This window comes from Paenibacillus sp. NPDC055715 (assembly GCF_053617595.1).
This window is the reverse complement of the sequence record NZ_JBSHGA010000003.1, coordinates 236,182-250,277: the sequence shown is the minus strand read 5'-3', so window position 1 is coordinate 250,277 and position 14,096 is coordinate 236,182. Positions and strand designations below refer to the sequence as shown.

The window sequence follows — 14,096 nt, the reverse complement described above, 5'->3', positions numbered from 1 at the left end:
TCTCACTCCTGACCTCCCTTCATCCGGTCCCGCTTGAACATTTCCTTAAACAGCAGAACGAGAAACTCGGAATCCTCAATCAAGTATCTTTTCCACAAACGTTTAGGCTCCTGAAACAACCGCCAAAACCATTCAAATCCCGTCTTCTGCATCAGCTCCGGTGCACGTTTTACATTTCCCGACAGAAAATCAAACGTAGCTCCCACTCCTATCGAAATCGGAGCGCGATATGTCTCGTAATATCTGTAAATCCATTTTTCCTGTTTAGGTGCGCCTACGCCGACGAAAACGATGTCCGGGCGGGCCTCTTGCAGCAATTGGACAATGTGTCTGTTCTCTTCCTCATTTTCCTCAAAGCCATAGGAGGGAGAGTAACAGCCCACTACTTTCATGTTCGGGTACGATTCCTGAAGATTGAGCATCGCCTTCTCGGGAATACCGTCCGCCGCACCCAGAAAAAACAACCGATAGCCTCGATCCTCAAAAGCCTCCCCCAGCCGGGTGAACAAATCGGAACCTGACACCTTTTGCTTGAGGGGCTTTTTCAGCAACTTGGACGCCCAAATAATAGGCATTCCATCGGCCACTACAGCTCCCGCATCGGAATATACCTTGCGGAATTCATCATCCTTGCGAAGCTTGATCACATGATCGACATTACAGGTCAAAATGTAGGAATGACGCTGATGCTCAATAGAAGTATCTATAAATTCGAGTAGATCGTTAAAATCATAATTATCAAAGTTGACATCGAACATGTTCACTCTGCTCATCGTATCACTTCTCTTTGCGAAAATCGGTTTGCGTAGATGTCTGGTATAAAGCGTTCAAATACCAGCAAAATGGAATAATCATTTGAACTGTCGACAATGTGTTATCTGAAAACGAATAAATCAGAAAGCCCGCAATCAAGCTTGCAAAATAAGGTTTGATCGACTTGGCAAGCGACCGGTAAATGAGAACGAACACGACCAGCAATGAAAGCATCAATAATCCGCAGCCGATATATCCCGTGTCAAAATAAAAGCGTATATACTCGTTATGCGGTACGACAAAGCCTTTGAATAACGTCCCGTCGTTCGCAACCGTCACCGCGCCAAGACCCCTGCCTGACCACGGATAATCCTGTACTCTGTTCAAGAAATATTCCCATGCCTCCGAGCGTCCCGACAGGTCAATTCCTGTATCGGTCTCCCGCTCGAAGGAGCGTTTTTTCAAATTGTTCCATTGCAGGGCCACTGCCCCCAGAGCAATCAAAAACGATCCGGCCAGCGGCAGCAAATAATTGACTTTTCCCTTGAGATACTGCCGGGCGATATCGAACAGATACACAGCAAACATGAGCAACAGTGCCAGAATCGGCCCGCGTGTGCCGGTGGCAATCAGAATCAAAAAGTTCAGCGCCAGCACCGTATAATAAAAGGCAGCTTGCTGCGGCTTGCGTTTGATCTCAATCAGCGAGACGGCAATCCCGAGAAAGGAGAGCATCGCCAGATGCGGCGGAATGTTCGCTCCCTGTACTCTCACCGCTCCCGTAAATTCTACATCAGTAAACGAATGCAGCCCTGCGACCTGTAAACCGAGTCCAACGACCACACTGATGATCGGCAGCAGGCTGATCAGCCGGATATGCTTTTCGGCCACATCCTTTTTCCATTGGATCAGTAGAAAAAAGAAGGGCAACGATAGTCCGACGAAAGCTTTTACTGCAATCGAGGTCGTCAGCGTAGGCAGCCATGCTGAAAATCCAAATGTAATTCCCAGCATGATCACCAATGCCCAGATCGGATAGCTAAACTTGAGGCGTATGCCGTAAACGAGCATACACGGTACCAGCAAGGCCAAAATGCCCAATTTGTACAATGACAAAATCTCGATGCCGAATACGCCACCCTGATACAGGAAATCCACTGATACCGCCGTGCTCAGCAGAACTGCGTAGCTGATGCGCTCCGGATGATGGATAGAAACGGCCAGCAGAAGCAGTAAGCATACCGCCGCAATGCTGGCCACCGGCTGATAAGTAGCCGCAATTCCTACAGCAAGAGCGCCCAGAAGAAAAATGAAAACATGCTGTATTGTGTTTATTCTCGAAGTCCAGTGATAATTGCTCATGTTTAATCTTTCACCCCGCAGCTGACTCGCTTTTCCGGTTGCGCAGCGTATCCAGGGTTCCCCGTATACTTTCAAATCTGCACCGATTCAACAGCTTCCTGCCCTCAGTACGTGCCAGCAGGGAGTCCATCGTGTTGTATAACCATTTGGCTGCTGTCTTCGCCACCAACATCACGTTGCCGCGCAGACCTACGGCCTGAACAGCGTGAGACATGCCCTGACAGTAGTAACGTTTCATAATCCATTCCTTTGTTAACCGTGCAGCCGGAACAAAATGCTTCACAGCCATGTGAGGATGATATATGATTGTTCCGCCATTTTTACGAATTTGCTCGAATACCCACGATTCTTCACCGGATAAGAGGATGTCTCCCTTTCTTCCCAAATGAAGCGGGAACATCACGGCAGCAAAAGCCGTTTTGCGCATGGCCATATTCGCTCCGAACGGATTCAGTCCCGCCGGATATTCGCGGATGGCTTTTCCCAAGTCAATAATCGTGTAAGGCAGCTCAAGCGGCCCTGTCAACCAGCCCGGTCGTTCCGTTTCAAATAAAGGGTCTATCTTCCCACCCATGGCCGTCAGCTCGGGATTGCTCCCAAAGGTCGACATAATCGTTTGCAGCCATGTAACACACGGGATCGCATCATCATCCAGAAAAGCAATGACTTCTGCCCTCGATAACGTAATGCCTGCATTACGAGCGGCTGATAATCCTTGCTCGCGCTCATAATGATATCGGAGATGAATATCCTGACCGTATACGGCACTAAATCCTTTGATCTTCGCTGACGTATGATCCGTGGAGCAATTATCGACCACAATGATCTCAGCTAGCGCAAGGTCGTTCAGCTCCAGTAGGGACATTAGCGTTGCTTCCAGCAGATCCGCCCGGTTATAGGTGCAAATAACGACGGACACTGCGGGACACCGCTTGAATGCATCCATCAGTAAGCATCCTTGGAGAACAGCATTTTAATGCCTGTTTTCATAATAATTTTCAGATCGAGCCACGTATTGCGAACATGAATATACTTCAAATCCATTTGCACCATTTCTTCAAAGCCTACGCTGTTACGTGCGCTCACCTGCCAATAGCCGGTACATCCCGGTGTTACAATCAGGCGTTGCTTGTCATAATCAGAATATTGTTCAACCTCGCTCGGCAATGGCGGACGCGGGCCCACTAACGTCATGTCCCCGATCAGCACATTCCACAGCTGCGGAATTTCATCAATACTCGTCTTGCGCAAAAAACTGCCAATCTTCGTAATCCGCGGATCGTTCTTAATTTTAAACATGGCGCCACTCACTTCATTCAGCTCCATCAAATCCTTCTTCAGCTCCTCGGCATTGGACACCATCGAACGGAATTTATACATATTGAATAGCTTCTCGTTCTTGCCCACCCGAATTTGCTTAAAAAACACACTTCCCTTCGGATCTTCGAGCTTGATCAAAATACCCACCCCTATAAAAAGCGGCAGTAATACGATTAAACCCACGAAAGACAGCAACATGTCGAGGAATCGCTTGGTTGCCAAGTAAGACGTTTTATCCTGAATTTGTGTATTTCCGTATGGCATGTAAAACGTTTTACCTGACATGACAGCCTCGCCGTCCTCCGGTAAATTTTCCATGCTCATGCTCACGTACCCCCTCTCAACCTGCCGTGGTTGCTTTCTCGGTCTTTTTCAGCCACTCGTTCATAGCCTCTATAACCGGATACTTCAAATCATCGCTAGCGAGTGCAAATTCAAGTGTGGTCAAAATATAACCAAGACGCTCGCCCACGTCATAACGTGTTCCTTCAAAGTCGTAGGCGTACACGCGCTCGCTTTGATTCAGCTTTTGGATGGCATCGGTCAACTGAATTTCGCCGCCTGCCCCTTTTTCCTGAAGATCGAGATATTTGAAAATTTTTGGTGAGAATACATAACGTCCCATAATAGCCAGATCAGAAGGCGCTGTGCCCGGGGCCGGTTTTTCTATAAAATTGTTTACCCGGTACAGGCGTCCGTTCTGTTGATCCGGTTCAATGATACCGTAGCGGTTCGTAAACTCCTGCGGTACCCGCTGCACACCGATAACGGAATTTTGAGTTTCCTGATACTGATCCATCAGTTGACGCAGGCAAGGCTTCTGACCTGTTACGATATCATCACCAAGCAGTACACCAAATGGCTCGTCCCCGATAAAGCGTCTTGCGCACCATACCGCATGTCCCAGACCTTTAGGCTCTTTCTGGCGAATGTAGTGAATTTCTACTCCCGAAGAGCGCTGTACCTCTTCCAAAAGCTTCAGCTTGCCGTCCTCCAGCAGTTTCGATTCCAGCTCAAATGCGTTGTCAAAGTGATCCTCAATAGCACGCTTGCCTTTGCCTGTTACGATAATAATGTCCTCAATACCGGAAGCAATCGCTTCTTCCACGATATATTGAATCGTAGGCTTATTGATAATCGGAAGCATTTCCTTAGGCATTGCTTTGGTCGCAGGAAGGAAGCGCGTACCCAACCCCGCTGCTGGAATAATGGCCTTTTTCACTCTTTTCGTCATCGCACTCGTTCTCCTTGCTTCATTGAATTTTGGTGTTGCTTACTTCACCTGATTCATCACAATTCCAACCAGTGTCGCACCGGCCTGATCCATGAGCTGCTTTGTTTTACGTAAATCTTCCCGTTTGGTCCGGGCGTGTCTGGCGACGAGAATCACACCATCCGTCAAGCTTGCGACCAGGCGGGCATCCGTATAGTTCAGCGCCGGAGCCGAGTCGAGCAGTATGATGTCATATTCGCGTTTTAGCTCTTCCAGCAGCTCCGCCATGCGTTCACTGCCGAGCAGATCAGCTGCGTTGTACAAGGTGTCTCCGCCGGGAATAACAGACAGCTCCGGCACGCCATACTTGACGATGGACTTGGAAGAAGCTCCACCCCGCAAATAAGCCGATAAACCTCCGGTATTCTCCAATCCAAATATCTCGTGTAACGCTGGTGTATGGAGATTGCAATCCACCAGAGCCACCTTCCTGCCTTCTTGTGCAAAGGAAACGCCGATGTTGGCGAGCAGCGTTGTTTTGCCCGCTCCGCTCTCTGGCGAGGTCAGCAGCAGAGCCGTCCCGCGGTCCGTCTGCCCGACGACCTGCTGCCGGATGTATGTACGGAGGGATCGGAATGATTCCGAGACATACGATGAAGGATTGCTTTCTGTAATCAACATGTCATTCAATCGAAGCATATTTACGCTCCCCTACCCGTTCTTTGGAATTTCCGGCTGCGCCGTTGGTGTCTTTCTTGCGAATGACCGGGATGGATGCAATCACCGGAATACCGATGTCCGCACCTGCCTCTTTTTCCGTGCGCAGCGTACCGTTGATGCTTTCCAGAAACACAATCGTGCCCAGTGCAATCATCAGCGATACGAGAAAGCTAATCGCAATATTCATGAGCGGATTTCCATTGGTCGGGTCAGGATTGGCCCGCGGGTCCGCCTCATTCAAGATTTTCACATTATTCAATTCCATCAGCCCCGGAACCGTCTGCACGAATTTCTGGGTTACTGCGTTGACAACAGCGGCGGCCTGTGGATAGCTCCCTGCCTCAAACGTCAAGTCGATGACCTGACTTTTATCCGAGGTTTTGACCTGCAGCTTTTCTGCCAGCTTTTGCTGCGTCAAGCCGAATTCGGGATGAGCCGTTACGACAGCCTCCATAATTTTGGGTGAAGTGAGAATTTGCTTGTAGCTTTCCACCAAATTAAGGCTTGTGTTGACGTCGTTCAGATTGTTGCTCCCCTGCTTACTGGAAATATGATTAACCAGCAGCTGACTTGAGGCGGAATAGACCGGCTTCACGACATTGTCGCTCACAAAGTAAGTCGTTACGCATGAGAGAGTGACAAAAATCACAATCAGCCACAATCTTTTTTTAATCAGGACCAGATAATCCAAGATGGTTTTCTCCACAAAAATCCTCCCTCCATACAATTTCTCTTCTTATTTAAATTATGATCTAATTGTACCAAGCTGCTGTGGGAATGACATGGAACCGGACGGCACTTTCTCCATCACTACAGGGGGAGGGGATTGTATACTTTTGGCTACGGCATGGTATACTTTTGTACCAGTCTTTGTCGATTATGGGAAAATAAATTGAAAAAAGCCTCAAAACCACCGAAGCTGGTGATTTTGAGGCTTCTTCTGCTACTCACTATATAAACTGAACTGGAAAGTTACATTGGTGCTACTGCCAGTCGGACGATGCTTTCCATCGCCACCGCCTTCAGCGCATCAAACGCTAGATGTTCGTTAGTTCGTACTTCGCCAGACCAATCGCATTGGCATACAACGCTGCCTGCGTCCGATCCGCCAGCCGCAGCTTAGCCAAAATCTGACTGACATGCTTTTTGACTGTAAATTCGCTGATGAATAACCGAGATGCAATCTCACGGTTGCAGACCCCCTGTCCCAACTCGACCAATACTTCCTTTTCCTTCGGTGTCAGGTCATCTGTCAGATTGCCCGCATCCTCCCGCAGCTTGTTTTCCAAAATAGCAGGATCATAATATTTGCGTCCTTTGTTGACAAGATGAATCGCATAAATTAGTTCCTCAGGCAAAGCCTCCTTGAGTACATAACCGTCCACAGAAGCTTCCTCTGCTTTCAGGAAGTCTTCCCGTGTGGCCGAGGATGTCAGCAAAATAAATTTGCTTCTGAAACCTCGTCCTCGTGCTATTTTGATAATATCCAGGCCCGATTCGTCGGCAAGTTTCAAATCCAGCAGCACCAGATCCGGGTCGGTTTCCTCGATTACCGCAAGTGCTTCCTGTTGATTCTGGGCCTCTCCCGCAAACTGAACATTGGGCTGCATGGATATAACCGCAGCGAGTCCTTTTCGTACTAAAGGATGATCATCGACAATAACAATTTTCATGATTCGGCCTCCTGTCTACAGTTCAGGATTTGCATAATCCCTTTGTATCCGATTGTTACCGCAGATTTTGTATTACAGGATGTTCACACATTTTTATTCATAAGCATTTACTGGAATGGATAATCGAATCTGTGTTCCCTCTCCGATTCGACTTGAAATATCAAATTCCCCCCCCATTGAATGAGCTAAATATTCCATATTCATCATGCCCAGGCCACTGCCTGCACTGACCGCCTCACCTCCTGTTACTATTCTCGCCGTCTCGAACCCTACTCCGTCGTCATGAATAGACAATCTAATCACTTGGGGCGTCAATTTCAACTTCACCTCAATCCGTTTGGCCACACCATGCCGGATTGAGTTACCTGCGGCTTCGGAAATGATACGAAACAAAGCCTTTTGGTACAAGTACGGCAGTGAAAAATGATCCCCATGAATATCAAAGTCTATCTGTACATGATTCAGCTTGGACAGTGTATGCAGATGGCTTTTCACTGTTCCAAGCCATGTTGGCCCCCCGCTCTTTTTCGAGCTTAGGCTATGAATTGCCCCTTTCAGCTCCCTGACTGCCTGGTTGGCGGATTGCTGAATCAGTTCAATTTGTTCCTCCACCTGCTCCTTGGACTGATCATGCCATGTCTGCCGAAGTGAATGCGCCGCGTATACAATGCCAAAAAGACTTTGTGATACACTATCATGCATTTCATTCGCAATCCGGTTCTGCTCGTTCGTCACAATTAACTGATTTTCGATTCGCTCCAGCTCGTAGCGCTCCAAAAACACAGCACTCAGCTCAGCCAGAAATATCAGTTGTTGCACGAGCCAGCGTCTTCCCGTCAGACTGTGATCCGGCTCCAACTTAAGGCCAATAGTCGCTACAAAACGAGTCGTCATCGGTACCATGATCATGAGAAAATCGCCCCATTCCGGCAAATGCCTGAAAAACGGCTCCCGCTCTTCCCTAAATTCCTCACGGTAATTCTCCAGCTCCTCGAATAGCTGCTCCTCTTCCACCACCGTCCAACCCGTTTGACTGCTCTCCGGCGCATCCTCCTCCTGACTGTCCAGCCAGAAAAATGCGCGGCCCTGCTTCGTCAGCTTAACCGTGTAGTCCGAGATGACCTGTCCCAGATTTAATGCCTCGTTGTGGCTAGTCGTCTCTATGATGTGGTAAATCGACTTAATATGCTCCATCGTCTCATTAGCTTGCTCCTTCGCCATCTTCAACTCATTCTTCATGACGCCGATCACCTGCATGGCCATCATGGTCACAATCAGTACTAAAAACAAATTGGTGTTCTGCAATACGAGATCCCACAAAAAATATTGACCTGATGTAAAAAGGGTATAACAAAATGTGAGTACCAGTCCGATATAAGAAAGAAGGAGCGTCCAACTATACCTCATAGAAAGGTGAGCACAGGCCACCAACATAGGGGTAATTACATACCATTTGAACGGACTGTCCATCCATCCCGTCGGGAGCAGCAACAAAATGATCCCTGCGGTTTCCAGAGCAATGCTGCATTTCAATACCATCTCATGATGTCTGTATTTGTGGTAAATCCACGTAAATAATGTAACAGATAGAAATAGAAAAATAATGAGTAATAACTTCTGCCACACATTTAATCTGGATGATTCGAACAGAAAAACAAGCGACGTTAAAGATAGTGATACATAGCGGTACAAAAAAATCATTTTATCTTCTGCTGACTTCTTCAACTTCATCCTGTCACCCTATTCTGTGTTTTGAAGTGACGATGGGTAAATTAAGTTTGTTTGTGTACTCTAAAAAATCATAACCAATCCAAAAAAAAATAACAAGGCATAAACTTAACTTAAACGGTTACATTCCAAAAAATTTGGTACTTTTTATAACACATTTACCGTTTCAGATAAATATTTTGGAGTTAATGTCAGAAATCATAACGTTTGTCAATGATATAAATCATATTTTCAGAGAATTAAAAAAGGACTTAACTGGTACCACTGTGATCATAACAGCGGTATTCAGCAAGTCCTTTTTTAGTGAATTTGGGGCGGAGTTACATTAGCCCCCGGCACGCGCTAATTCACGCATATTGGCTTCAAATGCAGCCAGCAGAGCCTCATCTCCGCTCAAACCGGTTGCCTCTTCTTTTTGTATCTGTTCAATCATACGCTTGTAATCCTTCGGAATCACCCGTACAAACTGCTGAATCGCAGTCTGCCAGTCATCCAAAATGCGTTGTCCTGCTTCACTGCCCGTGTACGTGACATGGCGCTGAATCAAACCGCGCAGGTCCGCTGCTTCCGCAGGGTCTTCCACGCCTTCCAGCAACACCATTTCCAGGTTACAACGGCTCAGGAACGTTCCCTGAGGGTCATAGACATATGCAATGCCTCCAGACATCCCGGCTCCAAAATTCCGTCCAGTCTCGCCCAGTACAGCTACACGTCCACCTGTCATATACTCACAGCCATGATCGCCGACACCCTCGACAACAATACGTGCGCCGGAGTTCCGAACGGCAAAGCGTTCCCCTGCAATTCCGCTAATATAAGCTTCCCCACTGGTCGCTCCATACAAAGCCGTATTTCCGATAATAATGTTCTCTTCCGCCTTAAAGGTTGCTTTGTGAGATTTCTTCACAATAACCTTACCACCGGATAGCCCTTTACCCACATAGTCATTGCTGTCGCCTTCAACGCTCAGCGTGATGCCTTTAGGAATAAATGCCCCAAAGCTCTGACCTGCTGATCCGATGAAGTTAAAGCGAATCGTATCCTCAGGCAGACCCGCCGCTCCGTACTTGCGGGTGACCTCGCTGCCCAGAATCGTACCCGCGGCCCGATTCACGTTCGTTATAGGCAAGGTAGCCTCTACAGCTATTCCGTTCTCCAGCGCCCCAGCAGCCATCGGTACGAGCTTCTGCATATCGAGCGTTTCTTCCAGACCGTGGTTTTGACGTTGTACGCGGTAACGTACACTACCGTCTTCCAGCTCAGGAACATGCAGCAGCAAGCTCAGATCGACGCCTTTCTTCTTCCAGTGCGAGTCGGCGTTCACGGTATCCAGACAATCCGTACGTCCGATCATTTCCTGAATCGTGCGGAAGCCCAGCTCCGCCATAATTTCGCGGACATCTTCTGCGATGAAACGCATAAAATTCACCACATAGGCAGGATCGCCCATATAATTTTTGCGCAGCTCCGGATTCTGTGTAGCCACACCAACCGGACAGGTATCCATTTGGCAAACCCGCATCATAATACAGCCCAACGCCACAAGCGGCGCTGTAGAGAAGCCGTATTCTTCTGCACCCAGCAGAGCAGCGACCACCAAATCGCGGCCGGACAGCATCTTGCCGTCTGTCTCCAGCACCACGCGGTCACGCAGATTATTCAGCATCAGCGTCTGATGCGTCTCGGCCAGGCCCAGCTCCCAAGGCATACCCGCATGGCGGATAGAGCCTTGCGGAGAAGCGCCTGTACCGCCATCATAGCCACTGACCAGAATAATGTCAGCGCGACCTTTAGCCACCCCTGTAGCAATCGTACCTACGCCTACCTCCGACACCAGCTTCACGTTAATATCAGCACGCGGATTGGCGTTTTTGAGATCGTAGATCAGCTCTGCCAAATCCTCAATAGAATAAATATCGTGATGCGGCGGTGGCGAAATCAAGCCTACACCTGGTGTAGAACCGCGCACCTCAGCAACCCAAGGATACACCTTGCGTCCTGGTAGCTGTCCACCTTCACCCGGCTTCGCGCCTTGCGCCATTTTAATCTGAATTTCATCGGCGTTCACCAAATAATTCGACGTTACACCGAATCGGCCTGATGCCACCTGCTTGATCGAACTGCGACGAGAATCACCATTGGCATCCGGAATGAAACGTGCAGGGTTTTCCCCACCTTCACCGGTGTTGCTCTTGCCGCCGATACGGTTCATCGCAATCGCCATATCTTCATGCGCTTCCTGACTGATCGAGCCGAAGGACATAGCTCCCGTCTTAAAACGACGCATAATCGATGCAGCAGATTCCACTTCATCCAGTGGCACAGGTTCACCCGAAGGCTTCAACTGAAGCATGGAGCGGATCGTCAAATGCTGCTGCGTTTCACCCTGCACCAGCTTGGCGTATTTCTTATACAGCTTGTAGTCTCCCGAGCGAACCGACTGCTGGAGCAAATGTATCGTTTGCGGATTAAACAAATGCTCTTCCCCATCGTTACGCCATTGATATTCGCCACCTGAATCCAGCACTTTGTCGTTGCCGTCCTTGTCAGTAAAAGCCCGGTTATGGTGGGCTAGCGCTTCCGTAGTCACTTCCTCCAGACCGATACCGCCAATGCGGGACGGTGTCCAGGTGAAGTAATGATCAATGAAGTCCTGTTTGAGACCTACAGCCTCAAAAATTTGTGCTCCACGGTACGACTGAATCGTGGAAATACCCATTTTGGATAATATTTTAACGACACCCTTGGTAGCTGCTTTAATATAATTTTTAATTGCTTTATCATGCGAGACACCGCGCAGCAAGCCTTGCTGAATCATGACATCCAGCGTTTCGAAGGCCAGATACGGATTAACCGCACTCACGCCGTAACCAAGCAGCACCGCATAATGATGAATATCTCTCGGCTCTCCGGACTCCAGCAAAATACTTACACGTGTGCGCGTACCCTGCTTGATCAGGTGGTGATGCAGGCCGGAGACGGCCAGCAACGCCGGAATGGCTGCATTCTCTGCATCCACTCCACGGTCGGACAGAATAAGGATGTTATGTCCCTTGTCAATGACACGGTCAGCTGCCTCAAACAGCCCTTCCAGCGCCTTACGCAGTCCTTCCGCGCCTTCCTTCGCTTCAAAGAAGATCGGAATCGTCATCGACTTGAAGCCTGGACGGTGAACGTGACGAATTTTAGCAAATTCCTCATTCGACAACACCGGTGAATCCAGACGAATCTGACGACAGCTTTCCGGCTCTGGATGCAGCAAATTGCGCTCAGGTCCAATCGTAGTTGCCGTGGACGTTACAATCTCTTCACGAATGGCATCAATCGGCGGATTCGTGACTTGCGCAAACATCTGTTTAAAATAGTTGTACAAACGTTGCGGACGGTCAGACAGCACCGCCAATGGAGCATCATATCCCATCGAGCCAATCGGTTCTGCACCCGTGAGCGCCATCGGCTCCAGAATCTTGCGCAGTTCTTCAAACGTATACCCAAAAGCCAGCTGAAGCTGGTTCACATTCTCATACTTCGGCTCTGGCTGCTCCAGCGCTTCCGGCAGTTCATCCAGATTGACCAGATGCTCATCCAGCCATTCCTGATAAGGTTCCTCGGAAGCGATACGCTCCTTCAACTCTTCGTCAGAAATGATGCGGCCCTCTCGGGTATCGACCAGCAGCATCCGTCCCGGACGGAGGCGATCCTTGTACAATATATTTTCAGGAGCAATATCCAGTACACCCGCTTCTGAAGACAATGCGATCAGGTCATCCTTGGTCACATAGTAACGTGCAGGACGCAGGCCGTTGCGGTCCAGAACCGCCCCGATCTGCACACCATCCGTGAACGCCATCGCAGCCGGTCCGTCCCATGGCTCCATCATCGTGCTGTGATACTCATAAAATGCCCGCTTTTTCGGGTCCATCGTTTCGTGTTTGTTCCAAGGCTCCGGCACCATCATCATAGCTACATGAGGCAGGGAACGTCCACTCAGATACAGAAATTCCAGCGTATTATCAAACATGGCTGTATCGGAACCATCCGGGTTAATGACCGGTTTTACCTTATTGATATCTTCGCCAAACGCTTCACTTTCAAACTGGGTCTGACGTGCATGCATCCAGTTCACGTTGCCGCGCATCGTGTTAATTTCACCGTTGTGAATCATAAAGCGATAAGGATGCGCACGATCCCAGCTTGGGAACGTGTTCGTACTGAAACGGGAATGGATCAGCGCGATTGCCGATGTCACCCGCTCATCCTGCAAATCCAGATAAAATTTGCCTACCTGCTCGGTTGTGAGCATACCTTTGTATACAACCTTACGGCATGACAAACTCGGGATATAGAACGACTCACGGTTCTGGTCCTCTTCATTATAGCGAATGGCAAGCTCCGCCCGTTTGCGAATAACATACAGTTTCCGTTCAAAGTCCAGCTCTTCTTTCAAATCACTGCTACGGCCGATGAACACCTGACGTACGCCCGGCTTGGCTGCTTTCGCCGATTTGCCCAGCATTTCGTCATAAGTCGGAACATCACGGAATCCCAGACAGTTCTGGCCCTCATCTACGATAATATTAATCAGCTTCTGCTCATGAACTTCACGAACCTTCGGATCATTGGATACAAAAAGCATACCCACGCCGTAATGTCCGGCCTTTGGCAGCTTGAAGCCCAGTCGCTCCGCTTCCTCTTGGAAAAACAGATGCGGTACCTGAATCATAATCCCCGCTCCGTCACCGGAATTCGGTTCACTTCCCTGACCGCCGCGATGCTCCATATTTACGAGCATGGTCAAAGCCTGACTTACGATATCGTGCGATGGTTTTCCCTTGATGTGGGCAACAAAGCCCATGCCGCAGGCGTCTTTTTCGAATTGGGGATCATATAATCCCTGTTTGGGTGGTAAACCTGTCTGTCTCATGGAACGCAACCTTTCTGTGTATAAAGTCATGCTGGCCTGAAATACAGGTGGCCGAATAGAAGACAGTGGCAACAAGAGGTAGGCTCAAAGAACAACTACGAGGATTGGGGAACAAAACATGTACGTACTCAAGGCGGTACGGTCCGCCGAATGCGAATACTTTTCAATAATTATGCAATAGCTTGACTTGAAAAATACGTCGGATCTACTGATAAATCTAATTAGTTTTATTATTTTATCATTGACCTATCAGTGTTAGCAATTCAAAGTTTTTATGATTGTGATAATAAATCTTTTACATCAAGCTTCAATACGGAAATGCAAAGACATACTATTTTATGTATAAATATTTATTTTTTAAAAAAACAGCCTTTCCCATTCCCGAAGGAACAGAAAAGGCTGA

General features: G+C 48.4%; 10 protein-coding genes. All 10 read right to left on the bottom strand.

What is annotated here, in order from left to right:
- Nucleotides 1-2: 2 nt before the first annotated feature.
- The 10 genes from ACWGOO_RS08245 to gltB all read right to left on the bottom strand — a co-directional run bounded on the left by ACWGOO_RS08245 (nucleotide 3) and on the right by gltB (nucleotide 13,693).
- Nucleotides 3-773 (bottom strand): WecB/TagA/CpsF family glycosyltransferase, encoded by a 771-nt coding sequence (locus ACWGOO_RS08245; RefSeq protein WP_452482365.1) that lies wholly within the window; start codon nucleotides 771-773, stop codon nucleotides 3-5.
- A 4-nt stretch (nucleotides 774-777) separates the two neighbouring features.
- On the bottom strand, nucleotides 778-2,115 hold the full coding sequence (locus ACWGOO_RS08240; RefSeq protein ID WP_452482363.1) for an O-antigen ligase family protein: 1,338 nt from the start codon (nucleotides 2,113-2,115) through the stop codon (nucleotides 778-780).
- Nucleotides 2,116-2,125: 10 nt separating this feature from the next.
- A complete protein-coding gene (locus ACWGOO_RS08235; RefSeq protein WP_452482361.1) occupies nucleotides 2,126-3,061 on the bottom strand; it encodes a glycosyltransferase in 936 nt (311 codons plus the stop codon).
- On the bottom strand, nucleotides 3,061-3,759 hold the full coding sequence (locus ACWGOO_RS08230; RefSeq protein ID WP_452482359.1) for a sugar transferase: 699 nt from the start codon (nucleotides 3,757-3,759) through the stop codon (nucleotides 3,061-3,063). The genes ACWGOO_RS08235 and ACWGOO_RS08230 overlap by 1 nt, the downstream gene beginning before the upstream one ends.
- 16 nt (nucleotides 3,760-3,775) lie before the next feature.
- Nucleotides 3,776-4,669 (bottom strand): UTP--glucose-1-phosphate uridylyltransferase GalU, encoded by an 894-nt coding sequence (galU, locus tag ACWGOO_RS08225; protein WP_452482357.1) that lies wholly within the window; start codon nucleotides 4,667-4,669, stop codon nucleotides 3,776-3,778.
- A 39-nt stretch (nucleotides 4,670-4,708) separates the two neighbouring features.
- A complete protein-coding gene (locus tag ACWGOO_RS08220; protein WP_452482355.1) occupies nucleotides 4,709-5,347 on the bottom strand; it encodes a CpsD/CapB family tyrosine-protein kinase in 639 nt (212 codons plus the stop codon).
- Nucleotides 5,331-6,074: a YveK family protein gene (locus tag ACWGOO_RS08215; RefSeq protein WP_452482353.1), complete on the bottom strand. Its 744-nt coding sequence runs from the start codon at nucleotides 6,072-6,074 to the stop codon at nucleotides 5,331-5,333. Before ACWGOO_RS08215 ends, ACWGOO_RS08220 begins: the two co-directional genes overlap by 17 nt.
- A 331-nt stretch (nucleotides 6,075-6,405) precedes the next feature.
- On the bottom strand, nucleotides 6,406-7,041 hold the full coding sequence (locus ACWGOO_RS08210) for a response regulator (RefSeq protein WP_452482351.1): 636 nt from the start codon (nucleotides 7,039-7,041) through the stop codon (nucleotides 6,406-6,408).
- A 93-nt stretch (nucleotides 7,042-7,134) separates the two neighbouring features.
- On the bottom strand, nucleotides 7,135-8,772 hold the full coding sequence (locus ACWGOO_RS08205) for a sensor histidine kinase (RefSeq protein ID WP_452482349.1): 1,638 nt from the start codon (nucleotides 8,770-8,772) through the stop codon (nucleotides 7,135-7,137).
- 322 nt (nucleotides 8,773-9,094) lie between these two features.
- Entirely contained in the window at nucleotides 9,095-13,693 is a 4,599-nt protein-coding gene (gene gltB, locus ACWGOO_RS08200) for a glutamate synthase large subunit (protein ID WP_452482347.1), read from the bottom strand.
- Nucleotides 13,694-14,096 lie beyond the last annotated feature (403 nt).